The sequence below is a fragment of the Microbacterium sp. MMO-10 genome, assembly GCF_037148715.1.
Lineage (GTDB): Bacteria > Actinomycetota > Actinomycetes > Actinomycetales > Microbacteriaceae > Microbacterium.
The window spans coordinates 288,360-306,773 of record NZ_JBBCSV010000004.1; the positions used below are offsets into that span (position 1 = coordinate 288,360).

The following is an 18,414-nucleotide window of genomic DNA, read 5'->3' on the forward strand; positions in this document are numbered from 1 at the left end:
GCACCCGTTCCGGGGAGCGATGTCGGCGCATTCCGACCCGGAATCGCGGCGCGCACCGCTCCCCGGAACTGTCAGGGGCGCCCCGGTAGGCTTGAGCGGTGACGATCCGCCTCCATGACACGCGCGCGCAGGAACTGCGCGACTTCGTTCCGCTCGATTCCTCGAACGTGACGATGTACGTGTGCGGACCCACCGTGCAGTCCGGCCCGCACATCGGGCACGTGCGCGCGGCACTGAGCTTCGACCTGCTGCGGCGCTGGCTGCAGCGGCGCTACGGACGCGTCACGTTCGTCCGCAACGTCACGGACATCGACGACAAGGTGCTCGCGAACGCGACGGATGCCGAGTCGTGGTGGGGCCTGGCCTACCGGATGGAGCAGGAGTTCTCGGCCGCCTACGCCGCGGTCGGGATCCAGCCGCCCACCTACGAGCCCCGGGCGACGGCGTCGATCCCGCAGATGCAGGAGCTCATCGCGCGCCTCATCGAACGCGGTCATGCGTACCCCGCGGCCGACGGCTCGGGCGACGTGTACTTCGATGTGCGCAGCTGGGCCGGCTACGGCGAGCTCACACGTCAGTCCGTCGACGCGATGGAGGCCGCAGAGGACGCGGATCCCCGCGGCAAGCGCGCCCCGCAGGACTTCGCGCTGTGGAAGGGGGCGAAGCCGGGGGAGCCGGCCGACGCGACCTGGGCGTCTCCGTGGGGCGCCGGGCGTCCGGGCTGGCACATCGAGTGCTCGGCCATGGCGCGGCGCTACCTCGGCGCCGAGTTCGACATCCACGGCGGCGGTCTCGACCTGCGCTTCCCGCACCACGAGAACGAGCTGGCGCAGTCCACCGCGGCCGGCGACGCGTTCGCCCGCTACTGGGTGCACAACGGCCTCGTGACGGTCGACGGGCAGAAGATGTCGAAGTCGCTCGGCAACTTCACCCTCGCCGCCGACGTGCTCGCGCAGCACGACCCGCTCGTCGTCCGTTACGCGCTCGCCGCGGCGCACTACCGCTCGAGCCTCGACCTGTCCGATTCGTCCTGGACCGAGGCCGAGGCGGCGCTGGGCCGGATCCGCACCTTCCTGGAGCGCGCGCAGCGCACGGCCGGTGGGGACGAAGGGCCGGCAGCGGAGTCCCTCCCCGCCGCGTTCGCCTCTGCGATGGACGACGACCTCGGCGTGCCGCAGGCCCTCGCGGTCGTGCACGAGACCGTGCGCGCGGGCAACGCCGCCCTGGACCGCGGCGACGTCGACGAGGTCCGCATCGCGCTGGGCGCGGTGCGGGCGATGACCGGCGTGCTCGGGATCGACCCGTTCTCGCCGGAGTGGCGCGGGACCGGATCCGACACGAAGACCACCACGGCGCTGGATGCGCTCGTGCAGGCGATGATCGCCCAGCGCGCGCAGGCCCGCGCCGACAAGGACTGGCCCGCCGCCGACCGCATCCGCGATGCGATCGGTGCGGCGGGCATCACCCTGGAGGACACTCCAGACGGAACTCATTGGAGCATCGATGGCTAAGCCGAGCCGCCCCGGAGCGGGCAACAGCAAGAAGAAGGGCGCCACCAAGGGCACCGGCGGCAACGGTCGCAAGGCGCTCGAGGGCCGCGGCAACACCCCGAAGGCCGAGGACCGCGCCTGGCACGTCGCGGGCAAGCGCAAGGCGGCGCAGGAGCGCTACGCCGCGGCCGGGGGCAAGGGCCGTCCCGGATCGCGGGCGGGACAGAAGCCGCAGTCGGGATCCAACCCGAACCGCCGCGTGTCGTCGTCGGCGGCCTCGAACGACACCGAGACCGTCACCGGGCGCAACTCGGTGCTCGAGGCTCTGCGCACCAAGATCCCCGCGACCACGATGTACATCGCGCAGCGCGTGGAGATGGACGACCGCGTCAAGGAGATGCTCGCCATCGCCCGGCACCGCGAGATCCCCGTGCTCGAGGTCACCCGTCAGGAGCTGGACCGCATGGCCGGCTTCGACGGCGTCCACCAGGGCGTCGCGCTCAAGGTGCCGCCCTACGAGTACGCGCACCCGCAGGACCTCCTCGAAGAGGTCATCGACCGCGGCCAGACCCCGCTGTTCGTGGCGCTGGACGGGATCACCGACCCGCGCAACCTCGGCGCGATCATCCGCTCGACGGCCGCGTTCGGCGGCCACGGCGTGATCCTGCCGCAGCGCCGCTCGGCGAGCGTGAACTCGGCGGCCTGGAAGACCAGCGCGGGAGCGGCGGCCCGCATCCCCGTCGCGCTCGCGGCGAACCTCACCAGCATGCTCAAGGAGTTCAAGAAGCAGGGCGTGTTCGTGCTCGGCCTGGACGGCGGCGGCGACGTCTCGCTGCCCGCGATCGAGCTCGCGGACCGTCCGGTCGTGATCGTGGTCGGCTCGGAGGGCAAGGGGCTGTCGCGCCTGGTCACCGAGACCTGCGATCAGATCGTCTCGATCCCGATCTCCGCGGCGACCGAGTCGCTCAACGCGGGCATCGCGGCCTCAGTCGCGCTGTACCAGGTCTCGACCGTCCGGGGCGCGAAGGGCTGACCGCGGGGCCCGAGGCGCGATGCCGCCGGAGCCGGTGCGCCGTCCCGGCGTACCGCGCCCGGGCATGACCGCCCGCGCACGGCGTTGATCCGGAGTGCACATCCGTGCAGGGATCGCGCCGGCGCGGAATAGCGGGCGGGCGCGGATCCTTCCACTCTCCGTACCCAGTGCAGCAACGGAAGGAAACGCGCATGGCCCGCATCATCGTCATCGGAGGCACCGGCTTCGCCGGACGTCACATCGTCCAGGAGGCCGCGGCTCGCGGGCATGAGGTCGTCTCGATCTCGCGCTCTGTGCCGTCCGCCCCGGTCGCGGGCGTGACGGACGTGCAGGGCAACGTGCGCGACCTCGCCTCGCTCGGCGACGTCTTCGACGGCGTCGACGCGGTCGTCTCGGCCCTGAGCCCGCGCGGCGACATGGAGGACGCGGTCCTCGGCGTGCTGGCCGAGCTCGTCGCGAAGCTCAGCGGCACGGACACGCGCCTGGGCGTCGTGGGCGGCGCCGGCGGCAGCCTCACCGCGCCCGGCGGCCCGCGCCTGATCGACGTCGACTTCCCCGAGGAGTACAAGCACGAGGCCCAGGTCGGGGTAGACTCGCTCGCCCTGCTCGAGGCCACGGACGGATCCCTGGACTGGTTCCTCGTCCACCCCGCCGAGGTCTTCGGCCCCTGGGCCGAGGGCGAGCGCACCGGCGTCTACCGCGACGGCGGGGACGTCGTGGTGCGCGATGCCGACGGCAACTCGACGATCTCCGGTGCCGACTTCGCGCTCGCCGTCGTCGACGAGATCGAGCAGGGCAACCACCACCGGGAGCGCTTCACCGTCGGCTACTGATGGATCCCGCTCCGGGTCGTCGAGCGAGAGCGTCCTTGGCGTCCTCGCTCGACGACCCGGAAACCGCCGCCCGGTCTCCGGCAGTGCCGCGGGCTAGACCAGATCCCGCCAGTCGACGTCCGGATCCTCGTCGTCCAGAGGCACGGATCCGGTGATCACCGGCAGGGACATGGTCTCGGTGGGCGGGCCCATGATGGTGGCCTCGTCGCGGCGATGCCGCAGCACGTCGTTGATGTACGAGGTGAGCACCTCCGCGAGCGGCACTGAGCGGCCCTCGCGCTGCGACATGTACCAGCGGTGCTCCAGCACCTGGTGGAAGACCTCGGCGGGCTCGAGCTTGGCGCGCAGGTCGTACGGGATCGCGCGCACCACGGGCTCGAACACCCGGGTGAGCCACTCGTGCGCGTACATCTCCTCGTCGGCCCACTGCTTGGTCGAGCGGGCGCGGAACTCGTCCAGGTCGTTCAGCAGCCGCCGTGCCTGGTTCTCCTCGACATCGAGGCCGGTGAGGCGGATGAGCCGGCGCTGATGATGCCCGGCGTCGACGACCTTGGGTTCGATCTCCACGCGCGTGCCGTCGGAGGTGGTCTGGATCGACATCTCGCCGATGTCGAAACCGAGCGCGTTCAGCCGCTCCACCCGCTCCGTGATCCGCCACGCCTCGCCCGCCGCGAACGACTCGTGCGCCGTGAGCGCGGCCCACAGCGACCGGTAGGACGAAACGATCCCATCGGCGATGGCGACCGCGTCCACGCCGCGCTCCAGGCGTCCTCCGGCGGCGAGGTCGAGGATCTCCCCGGCGATGTTGGTGCGAGCGAGGTCCAGATCATAGGCGCGCTGGCCGTCGGTGAGGCCCTCCTCGTGCAGTTCGCCGGTCTCGGCGTCGACGAGGTAGGCGGCGAACGCCCCGGCATCCCGGCGGAACAGGGCGTTCGACAGCGACACGTCGCCCCAGTAGAAGCCCACGTTGTGCAGGCGCACCAGCAGCAGCGCGAGGGCGTCCACGAGGCGGGTCGCGGTGTCGGGTCGCAGCACGCGCGTGAACAGTGCGCGGTACGGCATGGAGAACCGCAGGTGCGAGGTGACCAGCACGGCGGGCAGGGGAGCGCCCTTGGCGTCGGTGCGGCCGGCGATCACGGCGACGCGCGACACGCACGGCACGTCGAGACGGGCGAGGTTGCCGAGCATCTCGTACTCGCGCCGGGCCATCTCCTCGGTCGTCTCCTTCACGGCGACGACGGATCCGGAGAGATCGGCGAAGCGCACGAGGTGACGAGACAGCCCCTTCGGCAGGGACACGATCACCTCGGAGGGCCATTTCGCCAGCGGCAGGGACCAGGGCAGCGACAGCAGCCCGGGATCCACGGCGCTCGCGGTGATGCTCAGTGCATCCTTCATGTCTGCTCCTCGGCCCTCGTGGTCCCGGGCTCGGCGTGGACGGGCCCGGGAACGACGACGCGGCGCGGGGGAGGACCCCCGCGCCGCGTCGCGCGATCAGTGGATCAGGAAGCCGCGATCGGCTTCTTGTTGAGGCGCTCGCCCGACTCGAGGTCGAACGCGTGCACGTGACCCGGGTTCGCCGCCAGGGTGACGGTGTCGCCCGCGTTCGGGTGGTTGCGGCCGTCGACGCGCGCGACCAGGTCGGTGCGCTTGCCGTTGATCTCGGTGTGGCCGTAGAGGTAGCCGTCGGCGCCGAGCTCCTCGACGAGGTCGACCGTGACCGAGAGGCCCTTGCCGTCGGCGGGGCCCACGGTGATGTCCTCGGGGCGCACGCCGACGGTGATCTGGGAGCCGCTCGTGCCGGCGACGGTCTCGCGCTCGAGCGGGACGACCTCGGTGCCGAACTGCACGCCGCCGTCAGCGAGGTCGGCGCTGAACAGGTTCATCGCGGGCGAGCCGATGAAGCCGGCCACGAAGACGTTCTGCGGGTTCTCGTACAGGTCGCGCGGCGAGCCGACCTGCTGCAGCAGGCCGTCCTTCAGCACGGCGATGCGGTCGCCCATGGTGAGCGCCTCGGTCTGGTCGTGGGTGACGTAGACGGTCGTGACGCCGAGACGGCGCTGCAGCGACGCGATCTGGGTGCGGGTCTGCACGCGCAGCTTGGCGTCGAGGTTCGACAGCGGCTCGTCCATGAGGAACACCTGGGGCTGGCGGACGATCGCGCGGCCCATCGCGACGCGCTGACGCTGACCACCGGAGAGCGCCTTCGGCTTGCGGGTCAGGTACTGCTCGAGGTCGAGGAGCTTGGCGGCCTCGAGGACGCGCTGCGCACGCTCCTCCTTGCCGACGCCGGCGATCTTGAGCGCGAAGCCCATGTTCTCGGCGACCGTCATGTGCGGGTACAGCGCGTAGTTCTGGAAGACCATCGCGATGTCGCGGTCCTTCGGCGGGACGTCGGTCACGTCGCGGTCGCCGATGAGGATGCGGCCCGCGTTGACCTCTTCGAGGCCGGCGAGCATGCGCAGGGAGGTGGACTTTCCACAGCCGGAGGGGCCGACCAGAACCAGGAACTCGCCGTCGGCGATGTCGATGTTCAGCTTGTCGACCGCGGGGCGGGTGCCGCCGGGGTAGAGCCGGGTGGCCTCGTCGAAGGTCACAGTTGCCATTGTCTTCTCCTTCACCGGCAGGTACGTGCCGGACGATCCGTAGTGAAAAAGCGACGAGGGTGAACCCGCCGTGGCCCGCCATCGGGCCGGGTTCAGTATGACACGAGAGCTTCGGCACGGTCCAGTGCCGCTGAAGCGCTTACCGGCGGGACCTCGCAGGGATCGGCCAGTGCTCGTCTGGGCATTTCTCAGCCTGCCTGGCTAGCATCGAACCCGTGCCGCGCCGCGCCCGTTGGCGGCCGGACATCGGGATGGCCCATCCCCAACGAACCAAGAGGAACGATGTCGAGCGACGAAACGCCGAACGTCCCCACGCCTTCGCACTCGCGTGCGGCCGTGCGGGAGAAGGCCCAGCAGGTGAACGCCCAGCAGTCCCGCGCCCGGATCATGCGACGCGTGATCCTCGGGCTCGTCGCCGTCGTGATCGTCGGCGCCGCCGGCGGTGCCGTGGCCTGGGCGGTGGGATCGGCCGTGTCGAAGCCCTCGCTCAGCCCGTCGAACCTGAAGGACGACGGCGTCCTCGTGACGAAGGGCGACCTCGCCGCCGCGCGCGCCGCGTCGGCCCCCACCCCGACGCCGACCGTCGCGGGTTCGGCTGACCCGTCCGCCTCGTCGACGCCGACCCCCGACCCGACCTCCTCCTCCGGCCCGGTCGACATCCACGTGTACGTGGACTACCTCTCCCCGGGCGCCGGCGACTTCGAGCGCGCCAACGCCAAGCAGCTCGCCACCTGGGTCGACCAGGACGCGGCGACCGTGACCTATCACCCGGTCGCGCTGCTCACCGCCAACTCGAACGGCACCAAGTACTCGCTGCGCGCCGCGTCGGCGGCGGCCTGCGTCGCGGCACGGCAGCCCGACGTGTTCTACGCCTTCAACCACGCGCTGCTCATCGACCAGCCCAAGCAGGACACCGACGGCAAGAGCGACAAGGACCTGATCCAGCTCGCGGTCGACAGCGGCGTCAAGGACACCTCGGGCATGCAGGGCTGCATCGAGGACAGCACCTACGACTCCTGGGTGAAGGATGTCACGCAGCGTGCCGTCGACGGCCCGCTGCCCGGCTCGAAGAAGGCCGCCCTGACCGGCGCGCCGACGATCGTCGTGAACGGCCAGGTCTACGCCGGCTCGCTCACCGACGCCGCCGAGTTCAGCCAGTTCGTGCTCTCCGTGGCGAGCGACTCGTACTACGGGACGCCCGGGCCCACCGTCACGCCGACGCCGAGCCCGACCGCGACGCCCTGACGCCACCGGGGCCGGCCGCGGAGCTTGCTACGCTGTGGAGCGGTCGCGCCGCACGGCGACGACCGTGACGCCTCCTTAGCTCATCTGGTAGAGCAGCGGCCTTGTAAACCGCAGGTGGCCGGTTCGAGTCCGGCAGGAGGCTCCGATCCTCAGGACGGTGCGCTCAGGGCGCCGTCGTCATCGTCGCGGACTGCACCCACCGGGTCGCATCGGCGGACGCGAGCAGTGCGTCGTCCATGAGGGCGCGGGTGGGCTCGCCCTCCAGCCAGTCGTCCGCGAAGGCGGCGGGGATCAGCACCGGCATCCGATCGTGGATCCCGGCCAGCCGATCGGGTGCGGGCTGCATCACGATCGAGTAGCAGGTGAACCAGGATCCGTCCTCGGTACGACCCCGCTGGGTGACCGCGGCCATGCCGAACAGGGCGCCGTCCAAGCCGAACTCGTGCCAGGTCTTCGCCGGCTTCTGCATCTCGAACCACCGGGTCGCGGGAACGATCGCGCGGCCGCGCAGACCACCGGGGCGCTCCTGCAGACGCTCGGAGCGGGTGTTGATCGACGGGAACCGCGACGGCTTGCCGTCGATCAGGAATCCCCACCACGCCTCCTCGAGCGCTGCTCCGGATGCGGCCGGCACGAGGATCGGATTGAGGTTGCGCAGCAGCCGCCCGGTCGGACGGACCGCTTCGTCGGCATTGCGCCGCGCCCAGGCGCGGATGCCCTCCATGAGTTCCTCATCGGCCTCCTCGATCAGCTGCTGATCGCTGAAGCGGGGATCCAGACCGTAGCTCGCGCACATGTCTGGAGCGTAACGCGGGGCGCCGACACGGGGCGGTCTTTGGCGGATCCGGCCGCGGGTAGGCTCGGAACGGTGACCGCTCCTCCGCCGCTCCCGACCCGCGGTCGCACCGCCCTGGCGCTCGGCGGCGCGGTCGCGATCGGCGCGATGACCGCGATCCAGGCGCGGGTCAACGGCCAGCTCGGGGTGCGGCTCGACAACGGCATCCTCGCGGGCTGGGTCTCGTTCGCCGTCGGCCTGGTGCTGCTGAGCGTCCCCGTGCTGCTCGGCCGGGCGGGGCGTGCGGCGCTCGCCCGGGTCTGGCGCGGGGTGCGCACCGGGCACGTTCCGTGGTGGATGCTGCTCGGCGGCGCCTGCGGTGCGCTGACGGTCTCGACCCAGGGGCTCGTCGCGGGGATCCTCGGCGTCGCACTGTTCACGGTGGGCGTGGTGGCCGGTCAGGCCCTGCACGGCCTGCTGCTCGACCGGGTCGGATTCGGGCCGGCGGGTGTGGTCGCGATCACCCCGGAACGCCTGATCGGAGGGCTGTTCGCCCTCGTCGCCGTCGGGTTCTCCCTCGGAGGGGACGTGCTCTCCCGTGCGCCGCTGTGGATGCTGGTGCTGCCCTTCCTCACCGGCGCGGGCATCGCCTTCCAGTCCGCGGTGAACGGACGGCTGGGGCAGCGGATCGCCTCCCCGCTCGGCGCCACCTACATCAGCTTCCTCGGCGGCGTGCTCGTGCTCTCCGTCTCCGTCGGCGTGAGCCTGCTCGTCACCGGCGTGCCCGAGCCGCTGCCCGCGGCGTTCCCGGGCGACCTGTGGCTGTATCTGGGCGGGCTGCTCGGCGCCGCCTACATCCTGCTCGGGGTCGTCATCGTGGCGCGCACCGGCGTGCTCCTGATGGGCCTCGGAGCCGTGCTCGGACAGCTCGTGGTCTCGGTGCTGATCGATGCGATCTGGCCGCCCGCCGCGGGGCCGGCGCTGTGGCAGATCGTCGCCATGGTGCTCGCCGCAGGGCTCTCGGTGCTGATCGCGCTGCCGTGGCGGCGCCGCCCGGTCAGCTCCGCTTCGCGGCCTTCCTGAGCCGTCGTTCGGCCTTCTTCGCCTTCTTGGCGGCCTTCTGCGCCTTCTCGGCCGCTTTCTTCCGCTTCTTCCCGGCGTTCTTCTTCGGCTTCGTGCCGTGGGGATCGACCCTGCCGGGATCCGGCGAGGCGTCGTCCGCGTCCGTGCGCTCGGCGGGCATGCGGGAGAGCAGGGACTCGGCGTCGACGGGCTTGCGCCGGCCGGGCTCCTTGCCGGGCTTCCCGCCGACGTACAGCCATCCGAGCAGTTCCTCCTCCGGACCGAGTCCGTGCGCGCGTGCCACGGCGGCGCTGCGGGTGTATCCGCCGGTGCGCCAGATGACGCCCCAGCCCGCCTCGTCGAGCAGCAGGCTGAGCACATGCGCGACGCCGGAGGCGACGGCCTCCTGCTCCCAGCGGGGCACCTTGTGGCTGCCGCGGTAGCTCGCGACGACGGCGATGAGCAGCGATGCGCGCAGCGGCTTGGACGACGGGGACGAGTCGCCCTCGGCCTCGGCGATCGCGGCCGCCAGCCGGTCCCGGTCCCGGCCGCGCAGCTCGATCAGGCGCCAGGGGCGCAGCGAGGAGTGGTCGGCGACGCGCCCGGCGGCGGCGACGAGCGGGAGCAGCTGCTCACGGGTCGGCGCGTCGGGCGTCACCTTCGACCACGACTGCCTGCGGGTGACGGCTTCGAGTGCGCTCATGCGTCCGCGGCGCCCTCGTCCGGCTGGAAGGACAGCGCGATCGAGTTCATGCAGTAGCGGTCGCCGGTGGGGGTGCCGAAGCCGTCAGGGAAGACATGGCCCAGGTGCGAACCGCAGGCGGCGCAGCGCACCTCCGTGCGGACCATCCCGAGGCTGCTGTCCTCGATCAGCTCGACGGCCTCCGGACGCACCGACTCGTAGAAGCTCGGCCAGCCGCAGCCGGAGTCGAACTTGGTGCCGCTGCGGAACAGCTCCGCGCCGCAGGCGCCGCAGGTGTAGAGGCCGGCGCGCTGCTCGTCGAGCAGCTCACCCGTCCACGGGCGCTCCGTCGCCGCCTCGCGCAGCACGGCGTACTGCTGCGGTGCGAGCTCGGCGCGCCATTCGGCGTCGGTCTTGGTCACGCGGTGCGACATGGATCCTCCCGGGGTCGGATCCATTCTCCCGCTTTCTCGGGCGTCGAGGGGCGCAGACCGGGGCGCGCCTCCCGGTGCCAGGAGGGTGCGGACGTAGCCTGAGGGGGTGACCGAGCTGCTCAGCGACCGCGAGCGCGCGATCCTCGAGTTCGAGGCGCGCCGCCCCGGGCACTCCAGCGCGAAGGAGGAGGCGATCCGCGGCGAGCTGGAGCTGGCCCCGGCGCGCTACTACCAGCTCCTGGACCGCGTGATCGATTCGGAGCAGGCCCTCGTCGCCGACCCGATGCTCGTTCGCCGGCTGCGCCGGATCCGCGACGACGCCGCGGCGCGCCGGGCCGACCGCACCGCCCTGTCCGCGGGCTGACGGCGCGCCGGGCGGATCCGCCTGTCGTTCATGGAATCCACCGGAACGGGCCGGATAACATCGGGGAATGCCTGAATCCGCCCGCGACCGATTCGACGAGATCCCGCACGCGCAGGGCCGCGTCGGCGCCCATCGCGCCGAGAACCCCGGGATGCGCGGCTGGTTCGTGCTGCTGTGGGCGGCCGTCGCCACGGTCGTGCTCATCGCCGTGGGCATCTTCGCCGCGATGCTGGCCATGGGCAAGATCAGCTTCGACCAGGGCACGCCGATGCCCAGCGTGTCGCGGACGGCGACCGCGAGCGCCCCGCCGCTCGACAAGACCTACGCGGTGTTCGTCCTCAACGCGACCGGCGCGAACGGCCTGGCCGCGGCCACGCGCGACACGATCGTGAACGCGGGCTTCGCCGCGGATGCCGTGGTCGCAGGGGACGCCGACTCGCAGGACTTCCCGACCTCCACCGTCTACTACAAGACGGCCGCGGACGAGAACGCCGCACGGGCGCTCGCCGACCTCGTCGGGGCGAAGGAGATCGCGCAGAGCGACCGCTACGGCGACGATGTGGTGCCCGGCCAGGAGCAGCTGACCGTCGTGCTCGGGATGGACCTCGCGAAGAACGCGCCGACCACCGAGCCGACGCCCGCCGACACCTCGGGCGACGGCTCCGCGGGCTGAACGCCGCCGCGTGCGCCGCGGCTTGCACTCTCAGGGGGCGAGTGCCAGACTGGGTTTAGCACTCTACTGATCTGAGTGCTAAACCCAATGTCTACGTCCAGGAGGGACGACAGAACTCATGGCAAAGATCATCGCTTTCGATGAGGAGGCCCGTCGCGGCCTCGAGCGCGGCCTGAACATCCTGGCCGACGCGGTCAAGGTGACCCTCGGCCCGCGTGGCCGCAACGTCGTGCTCGAGAAGAAGTGGGGCGCCCCCACCATCACGAACGACGGCGTGTCCATCGCCAAGGAGATCGAGCTCGACGACCCGTACGAGAAGATCGGCGCGGAGCTCGTCAAGGAGGTCGCGAAGAAGACCGACGACGTCGCCGGAGACGGCACCACGACCGCCACCGTGCTCGCCCAGGCGCTCGTCCGCGAGGGCCTGCGCAACGTGGCCGCCGGAGCCGACCCGATCAGCCTGAAGAAGGGCATCGAGAAGGCCGTCGCCGCCATCACCGCCGAGCTGCTCGCCTCCGCCAAGGAGATCGAGTCCAAGGAGGAGATCGCCGCCACCGCGTCGATCTCGGCCGCTGACCCGGAGATCGGCGAGCTCATCGCCGAGGCCATCGACAAGGTCGGCAAGGAGGGCGTGGTCACCGTCGAGGAGTCCCAGACCTTCGGCACCGAGCTCGAGCTCACCGAGGGCATGCGCTTCGACAAGGGCTACCTGAACCCGTACTTCGTCACGGACCCGGAGCGCCAGGAGGCCGTCTTCGAGGACCCGTACATCCTCATCGCGAACCAGAAGATCTCGAACATCAAGGACCTTCTCCCCGTCGTCGACAAGGTGATCCAGGACGGCAAGGAGCTCGTCATCATCGCCGAGGACGTCGAGGGCGAGGCTCTCGCGACGCTCGTGCTGAACAAGCTCAAGGGCATCTTCAAGTCCGTGGCCGTCAAGGCCCCGGGCTTCGGCGACCGCCGCAAGGCGCAGCTGCAGGACATCGCGATCCTCACCGGCGGCACCGTGATCACCGAAGAGGTGGGTCTCAAGCTCGAGAACACCACGCTCGCCGAGCTCGGCCGTGCGCGCAAGGTCATCGTCACCAAGGACGAGACCACCATCGTCGAGGGTGCGGGCGAGCAGTCCCAGATCGAGGGTCGCGTCACGCAGATCCGTCGCGAGATCGAGAACACCGACAGCGACTACGACCGCGAGAAGCTGCAGGAGCGCCTCGCCAAGCTCGCCGGCGGCGTGGCCGTCATCAAGGCGGGCGCGGCCACCGAGGTCGAGCTCAAGGAGCGCAAGCACCGCATCGAGGACGCCGTGCGCAACGCGAAGGCGGCTGTCGAGGAGGGCATCGTCCCCGGCGGCGGCGTCGCGCTCATCCAGTCCGGCAACAAGGCGCTCGACGCGCTGGCGCTGCAGGGCGACGAGGCGACCGGCGCGAACATCGTGCGCGTCGCGATCGAGGCTCCGCTGAAGCAGATCGCGCTCAACGCCGGTCTGGAGCCGGGCGTCGTGGCGCACAAGGTCTCCGAGCTCCCCGCCGGTCAGGGCCTGAACGCGGCCTCGGGCGAGTACGTGGACATGTTCTCGGCGGGCATCATCGACCCGGCCAAGGTCACCCGCTCGGCGCTGCAGAACGCCGCGTCGATCGCCGGCCTGTTCCTCACCACCGAGGCGGTCGTGGCCGACAAGCCGGAGAAGGCGTCGGCTCTGCCGGCCGACCCGTCCGGCGGCATGGACTTCTGAGTCCAGACCTCCATCCAGAAGGCCCCCGGGATCCGTCCCGGGGGCCTTCTGCGTCCACGGACGGCTCAGCGGAAGAGGCCCATGGAGTCGGTCTCGGCCTGGGCGTAGAACTGTGCCGCAGCGCCGAGCGCCTGCCCGATCGCCGCGAGCGCCTGCTCCACGTGCGCCTGGGCGCCGCGCCACTGCTCGGCCGCGTCCTGGCAGGCGACCGAGGCCGCGCCGGTCCACGAGGACTGCAGCTGCGTGAGCTGCGCCATCATGGCCGCGGCGTCGCTCTGCAGCCGTTCGGCGGTGGCGCTCACCGAGAGCCTCGTGGTGGCGACGGCGTCGGTGTCGACGGTGAAGACGGACATGGGAACCCTTTCGTCGGGGGCATCGGACGCCTCCGACGCTAGGCATCCGCGTGGGCGCCGGGAGCGGGGCTCCCGGAACCGGTGGGGAGCCCGAGACCCGGGCCGGCTGTGCGGACCGGTCGGGTCCGCATCCGATCAGTGCGACAGGTCGAGCGGCTCGATGGGCTGAGTGTCCTGCAGCAGATGCTCGGGGGTCGCGCGCGACGGTGCGAGCGGCAGCGAGACCGTGAACGTCGCGCCTCCGCCCTCGGTCTCCGTGACCTGCACCGAGCCGTTCAGGGCGCGCACGATCGAGGCCACGATGGCGAGCCCGAGCCCGGCTCCGCCGGTGTCGCGCGTGCGGGACGAGTCGGCCCGCCAGAACCGCTGGAAGATCTGGTCCCGGATCTGCTCCGGTACGCCCTCGCCGTGGTCGACGATCGAGAACCAGCCCACACCGCGACGACGGTCCGCCCCGACCACGACCTCGATCGGGGAGTCGCCGGGGGAGAAGCGGCGGGCGTTGCCCAGCAGGTTGGCGATCACCTGGCGCACCTTGTTCTCCTCGCCGAGCACGATCGGCGGAGTGGAGACGGGCGCGACGATCGCCTCGGAGAAGTCGATCTCCGGCACCGTGCCGCCCTCGCGCGGTCGGCGGCGCAGGATGGCGGGGATGCGGCCGCGGGTGCTCACGGTGCGCGTCGGGGGAGCGGGGCGGGTGATCGCGGTGGCCGACGGCTCCGGTTCCGGCTTCTCCGCGGTCATGTCCACCACGGTCACGGTGCGGTCGGGCGCCGCCGCCCGCAGGTCGAGGGCGGCGTCCTGCGCGAGCGGGCGCAGATCGAGCGGCTCGATCGTGAGCTCCCGCTGCTCGTCCAGACGCGCGAGGGCGAGCAGATCCTCGACGAGCACGCCCATCCGCAGCGCCTCCTTCTCGATCCGGTCCATCGCCCGCGCGGTGTCCTCGTCGCCCTTGATCGCCCCCATCCGGTACAGCTCCGCATAGCCCCGCACGCTGACCAGCGGGGTGCGCAGCTCATGGCTGGCATCGCCGACGAAGCGGCGCATCTGCTGCACGGAGCGGTCCCGCTGCGCGATCGACGCGTCCAGGCGGTCGAGCATCGTGTTGATGGCGCCGTTGAGACGGCCGACCTCCGTGGTCGGCTCGAGGTCGGTGAGGCGCTGGCTGAAGTCACCGGCGGCGATCGCCATCGCCGTGGACTCGACGCGACCGAGCCGGCGGAAGGTCAGCGTGACCAGGCCGCGCGTGGCGAGGGCGGCGATGATGATCGTGACCAGCGCGACCGTCGTGAACACCCCGAAGAACGTCGCGATGATGCGATCGGGCTCGTCCAGCGACAGCGCGACGACCTGGATGAAGGTGATGTTGGAGGTGGGATCCTCGCGCACGGCGACCGCGGCGCGGAACTCGGATCCGTCTGTGCCGCGCAGCACGATCGGGTCGGTGCGGCCGGCGTCGAGCGTGGCCTGGGCGAGCGTGTAGGTCGGGGGGAACTCGGGCTTCGAGGCCTTCGGCGCCCCGCCGCCGGAGAACACGAGGGCGCCCTGGGCGTCGTAGACGGCCACGAAGTACTCGGACAGTCCGAGGCGTTCGTCCTTCAGTGCGGCGCTGAAGCCCGTGCCGTCCGTGCTCGGCGTGATCGTCGCCAGGTCGCTCGTCACGAGCGCGGGGAGCTGGGATTCGACGTTGTCGATGAGGAGGTTGCGCAGGATCGGCATGGTCCCGATCCCGGTCACCACCAGCCCGAGGGCGAGCACGCCGACGGTGACGCCGGTCACCTTCGCGCGAAGGCTGATCCGGCGCCACCATCGCGTGATCGCGTCGGTCTCGCCCATCCGCTACGCGGTCTTCCCCACCTTGAGCATGTAGCCGAACCCGCGCTTGGTCTGGATCACGGGCTCTTCGGTGTGCGGGTCGATCTTGCGGCGCAGGTAGGAGATGTAGCTCTCCACGATGCCCGCGTCGCCGTTGAAGTCGTACTCCCAGACGTGGTCGAGGATCTGCGCTTTCGACAACACGCGGTTGGGGTTGAGCATGAGGTAGCGCAGCAGCTTGAACTCCGTCGGGCTGAGCTCGATCGGGCTGGATCCGACGAACACGTCGTGCGTGTCCTGGTCCATCGACAGCTCGCCGGCGCGGATGATCGACTCCTCGTCGGCCTGCATGGTGCGGCGGAGGATCGCCTGTGCGCGGGCGACGATCTCGTCGAGGGCGAAGGGCTTGGTGACGTAGTCGTCGCCGCCCGCGTTGAGTCCCTCGATCTTGTCCTCGGTGTCGTCCTTCGCCGTGAGGAAGAGGATCGGCGCCGTGAAGCCGGCGCCGCGCAGGCGCTTGGTCACGCTGAACCCGTTCATGTCGGGCAGCATCACGTCGAGGATGATGAGGTCTGGCTCCTCCTCGAGCACGGCCGAGATGGTGGCCGCGCCGTTGGCCACCGTCTTCACCGAGAAACCGGCGAAGCTCAGGCCCGTGGAGAGGACATCGCGGATGTTGGGTTCGTCGTCGACGACCAGGATGCGCGCTTCAGTCATGCCCCCATTATGGTGACCGGATCCGTGTTCGCGCTGATTGCGACCTTTTCCCTGGCGAAGCACCGGCTCCGGGTGCAGAGTGAAGCCATGAAGATCGACATCATCGAGCACGAGGGCCCCTACCGGGTGGGCGTCATCGTCGGCAGCCTCTCCAAGGAGTCCATCAACCGCCGTCTCGCGCACGCGCTGACCCTTCTCGCGCCCGAGGGGTTCGAGTTCTTCGACATCTCCTATGCCGACCTTCCGTTGTACAACCGCGACTTCGACGTCGACTATCCGCAGGTCGCACTCGACTTCAAGGCCCAGGTCGCGAGCGCGGATGCGCTGCTGTTCGTCACGCCCGAGTACAACCGGTCGCTGCCCGGACCGCTGAAGAACGCGATCGACTGGGGCAGCCGGCCCTGGGGGCAGAACGTGTGGGCGCACAAGCCGACGGGCGTCGTCGGCGCCTCGATGGGGGCGATCGGCACCGCGGTGGGGCAGCAGTCGCTGCGCGGAACCCTGGGCTTCCTCAACGCCCGTCAGATGACCGCACCCGAGGCCTACATCCACTACTCGCCCGGCCTCATCGACGACGACGGACGGGTCACGACGCCGGGGACCGCGGAGTTCCTGCGTCAGTTCATGACGGCGTTCGCCGAGTTCACGGCGCGGGTGCTGACGGTCATCCCGCAGACCTGAGCGTCGGTCTCGCGGTCATCGCGACGGAGCATCCGGATATGACTGACGATGAGCGGGGAGGCGAAGCCGCCTGCTGGCTGTCCCGGGTGTGCCCGGAATGCGGGGCGCTGATCGACGACCTCTCCGCGCCGTGCTGGCGGTGCGGCCTGAGACCGGGGGAGGAGCCCCGCGACTGAGGCCGCACGTCGCCTCGGGGTCAGGCGGCCTCGAGCTCGTGCGCGTCCATGATCGTGTAGCTGTAGCCCTGCTCGGCGAGGAAGCGCTGGCGGTTCTGCGCGTAGTCCTGGTCGACCGTGTCGCGGGCGATGAGCGTGTAGAAGCTCGCCGTGTGGCCGGACTGCTTCGGGCGCAGCAGGCGCCCGAGCCGCTGCGCCTCCTCCTGCCGGGAGCCGAAGGATCCGGACACCTGGATCGCGACCGACGCCTCGGGCAGGTCGATCGAGAAGTTCGCGACCTTCGACACCACGAGCAGTTCGATCTCGCCCTCGCGGAACTGACGGTACAGCTGCTCGCGCTCGTCGACCGGCGTCGCCCCCGTGATCGACGGGGCGTTCAGCGCCTCGGACAGCTCCTCGAGCTGATCGAGGTACTGCCCGATCACGAGGATGCGCTCGCCGGGGTGCTTCGCGATGAGCTCCCGCACGGCGGTGATCTTCGCGGGCGCCGAGGCGGCGAGGCGGTAGCGCTCGTCGTCGGTCGCGGCGGCGTACTCGAGCCGGTCGTCCGGCGGCAGGTCGACCCGCACCTCGTAGCAGGCGGCGGGGGAGATGAAGCCCTGTGCCTCGATCTGCTTCCACGGCGCGTCGAAGCGCTTGGGACCGATGAGGCTGAACACGTCGCCCTCGCGGCCGTCCTCGCGCACGAGCGTGGCGGTCAGGCCGATCCGGCGGCGCGCCTGGAGGTCGGCGGTCAGCTTGAACACGGGGGCGGGCAGCAGGTGCACCTCGTCGTAGACCACGAGGCCCCAGTCCATCTCGTCCAGCAGCGACAGGTGCGCGTACTGGCCCTTCCGCTTCGCGGTGAGGATCTGGTAGGTCGCGATCGTGACGGGCTTGACCTCCTTCACCTGCCCCGAGTACTCGCCGATCTCCTCGGGGGTGAGGCTGGTGCGCTTGATGAGCTCGTCGCGCCACTGCCGCGCGGAGACGGCGTTCGTGACGAGGATCAGCGTGGTCGTCTTGGTCGCGGCCATCGCGCCGGCGCCGACGATCGTCTTGCCGGCGCCGCAGGGGAGAACGACGACGCCGGATCCGTCCTTCGCGAACGCGTCGACGGCGTCCTGCTGGTACGGACGCATCGTCCAGCCGTCCTCGGCCAGGGTGATCTCGTGCGGCGTTCCCGGCGTGTAGCCGGCGAGGTCTTCGGCGGGCCAGCCGATCTTCAGCAGCTCCTGCTTGATCTGCCCGCGCGCCCACGCGTCCACGACGTAGGTGTCGGCCGAGGGATGGCCGATGAGCAGCGGCTGGATCCGCTTGTTCCCGGCGACCTGGGTGAGCACCGCCGGATCCGTGGAGCGGAGGATCAGCACGCCCTCGTCGTCGCGCTCGATGACGAGACGGCCGTAGCGGTTCACGGTCTCGCGGATGTCGACCGACACCGACGGCGGCACCGGGAACCGGGACCAGCGGTCGAGGGTGTCCAGCATGTCGTCGGCGGTGTGGCCGGCCGCACGGGCGTTCCACAGGCCCAGCCGGGTGATCCGGTAGGTGTGGATGTGCTCGGGCGCGCGCTCCAGCTCGGCGAAGATCGCGAGCTCATGGCGGGCGCTCTCGGCGTCGGCGTGCGCGACTTCGAGCAGCACGGTGCGGTCGCTCTGGACGATCAGCGGGCCATCAGACATAGCGGCCCAGTCTACCGGTCCGGGGAGCCATCGGTCCTCCCCGGGGTGCGGCTCGCTCGGCGCCCCCGGGGTG

General features: G+C 70.9%; 17 protein-coding genes, 1 tRNA gene and 1 pseudogene. 10 read left to right on the plus strand and 9 right to left on the minus strand.

The genetic code is table 11. From position 1 onward, the window contains the following. The first annotated feature begins 98 nt into the window (after nt 1-98). The 3 genes from cysS to WFJ17_RS14040 all read left to right on the plus strand — a co-directional run bounded on the left by cysS (nt 99) and on the right by WFJ17_RS14040 (nt 3,356). Entirely contained in the window at nt 99-1,511 is a 1,413-nt protein-coding gene (cysS, locus tag WFJ17_RS14030; protein WP_251446189.1) for a cysteine--tRNA ligase, read from the plus strand. Beyond that, nucleotides 1,504-2,523, plus strand: a complete 1,020-nt coding sequence (gene rlmB, locus WFJ17_RS14035) for a 23S rRNA (guanosine(2251)-2'-O)-methyltransferase RlmB (RefSeq protein ID WP_251446192.1) — start codon at nt 1,504-1,506, stop codon at nt 2,521-2,523. Before cysS ends, rlmB begins: the two co-directional genes overlap by 8 nt. 191 nt (nt 2,524-2,714) lie before the next feature. After that, a complete protein-coding gene (locus tag WFJ17_RS14040; protein WP_251446195.1) occupies nt 2,715-3,356 on the plus strand; it encodes an NAD(P)-dependent oxidoreductase in 642 nt (213 codons plus the stop codon). A 93-nt stretch (nt 3,357-3,449) separates the two neighbouring features. Here WFJ17_RS14040 and WFJ17_RS14045 read toward each other — a convergent pair whose 3' ends face one another. Then, nucleotides 3,450-4,754: a DUF4032 domain-containing protein gene (locus WFJ17_RS14045; protein WP_251446198.1), complete on the minus strand. Its 1,305-nt coding sequence runs from the start codon at nt 4,752-4,754 to the stop codon at nt 3,450-3,452. Nucleotides 4,755-4,858: 104 nt separating this feature from the next. Next, nucleotides 4,859-5,962 (minus strand): ABC transporter ATP-binding protein, encoded by a 1,104-nt coding sequence (locus WFJ17_RS14050; protein WP_336648744.1) that lies wholly within the window; start codon nt 5,960-5,962, stop codon nt 4,859-4,861. Nucleotides 5,963-6,244: 282 nt separating this feature from the next. Here WFJ17_RS14050 and WFJ17_RS14055 point away from each other — a divergent pair, with 282 nt between their 5' ends. Together WFJ17_RS14055 and WFJ17_RS14060 are read left to right on the plus strand one after the other, a co-directional pair. Beyond that, nucleotides 6,245-7,207: a DsbA family protein gene (locus tag WFJ17_RS14055; protein WP_251446204.1), complete on the plus strand. Its 963-nt coding sequence runs from the start codon at nt 6,245-6,247 to the stop codon at nt 7,205-7,207. Between the two features lie 69 nt (nt 7,208-7,276). Continuing rightward, a tRNA-Thr gene (locus tag WFJ17_RS14060) sits at nt 7,277-7,349 on the plus strand. A 21-nt stretch (nt 7,350-7,370) separates the two neighbouring features. Here WFJ17_RS14060 and WFJ17_RS14065 read toward each other — a convergent pair. Beyond that, on the minus strand, nt 7,371-8,003 hold the full coding sequence (locus WFJ17_RS14065; protein ID WP_336648745.1) for an SOS response-associated peptidase family protein: 633 nt from the start codon (nt 8,001-8,003) through the stop codon (nt 7,371-7,373). 114 nt (nt 8,004-8,117) lie between these two features. Here WFJ17_RS14065 and WFJ17_RS14070 point away from each other — a divergent pair, with 114 nt between their 5' ends. Next, a complete protein-coding gene (locus WFJ17_RS14070; RefSeq protein ID WP_442927992.1) occupies nt 8,118-9,065 on the plus strand; it encodes a DMT family transporter in 948 nt (315 codons plus the stop codon). Between the two features lie 154 nt (nt 9,066-9,219). On the opposite strand, the pseudogene WFJ17_RS14075 reads toward WFJ17_RS14070, so the two are convergent. Together WFJ17_RS14075 and msrB are read right to left on the minus strand one after the other, a co-directional pair. Next, nucleotides 9,220-9,747, minus strand: a pseudogene (locus tag WFJ17_RS14075) (nitroreductase family protein); the annotation flags it as partial. Next, nucleotides 9,744-10,160 (minus strand): peptide-methionine (R)-S-oxide reductase MsrB, encoded by a 417-nt coding sequence (gene msrB, locus WFJ17_RS14080; RefSeq protein ID WP_251446210.1) that lies wholly within the window; start codon nt 10,158-10,160, stop codon nt 9,744-9,746. The pseudogene WFJ17_RS14075 and the gene msrB, both read right to left, overlap by 4 nt. Before the next feature lie 106 nt (nt 10,161-10,266). Between msrB and WFJ17_RS14085 the strand changes: the two genes are divergently transcribed. The 3 genes from WFJ17_RS14085 (at nt 10,267) to groL (ending at nt 12,935) form a co-directional block, all read left to right on the plus strand. Further along, nucleotides 10,267-10,524, plus strand: coding sequence for a DUF3263 domain-containing protein (locus WFJ17_RS14085; protein WP_251446213.1), 258 nt, complete (start codon nt 10,267-10,269; stop codon nt 10,522-10,524). A 67-nt stretch (nt 10,525-10,591) separates the two neighbouring features. Then, entirely contained in the window at nt 10,592-11,197 is a 606-nt protein-coding gene (locus WFJ17_RS14090) for a LytR C-terminal domain-containing protein (RefSeq protein ID WP_336648747.1), read from the plus strand. Between the two features lie 118 nt (nt 11,198-11,315). Next, the gene (gene groL / locus WFJ17_RS14095; RefSeq protein ID WP_251446220.1) at nt 11,316-12,935 is read left to right on the plus strand and encodes a chaperonin GroEL; all 1,620 of its coding nucleotides are present in this window, start codon (nt 11,316-11,318) and stop codon (nt 12,933-12,935) included. Nucleotides 12,936-13,000: 65 nt separating this feature from the next. Here the strand turns inward: groL and WFJ17_RS14100 are convergent, their stop codons facing one another. From WFJ17_RS14100 to WFJ17_RS14110, 3 genes are all read right to left on the minus strand, one after another. Then, nucleotides 13,001-13,288 (minus strand): WXG100 family type VII secretion target, encoded by a 288-nt coding sequence (locus WFJ17_RS14100; RefSeq protein WP_336648748.1) that lies wholly within the window; start codon nt 13,286-13,288, stop codon nt 13,001-13,003. Between the two features lie 135 nt (nt 13,289-13,423). Further along, on the minus strand, nt 13,424-15,124 hold the full coding sequence (locus WFJ17_RS14105) for a sensor histidine kinase (protein WP_251446226.1): 1,701 nt from the start codon (nt 15,122-15,124) through the stop codon (nt 13,424-13,426). A gap of 3 nt (nt 15,125-15,127) precedes the next feature. Then, nucleotides 15,128-15,820 carry a response regulator transcription factor gene (locus tag WFJ17_RS14110; RefSeq protein ID WP_251446229.1) on the minus strand — a complete coding sequence of 231 codons (693 nt, stop codon included), beginning with the start codon at nt 15,818-15,820 and terminating at the stop codon, nt 15,128-15,130. Nucleotides 15,821-15,907: 87 nt separating this feature from the next. Here WFJ17_RS14110 and WFJ17_RS14115 point away from each other — a divergent pair, with 87 nt between their 5' ends. Further along, nucleotides 15,908-16,501, plus strand: a complete 594-nt coding sequence (locus tag WFJ17_RS14115; RefSeq protein ID WP_251446232.1) for an NADPH-dependent FMN reductase — start codon at nt 15,908-15,910, stop codon at nt 16,499-16,501. 196 nt (nt 16,502-16,697) lie between these two features. On the opposite strand, the gene WFJ17_RS14120 is transcribed toward WFJ17_RS14115, so the two are convergent. Next, nucleotides 16,698-18,341: a DNA repair helicase XPB gene (locus tag WFJ17_RS14120; RefSeq protein WP_251446235.1), complete on the minus strand. Its 1,644-nt coding sequence runs from the start codon at nt 18,339-18,341 to the stop codon at nt 16,698-16,700. Nucleotides 18,342-18,414 lie beyond the last annotated feature (73 nt).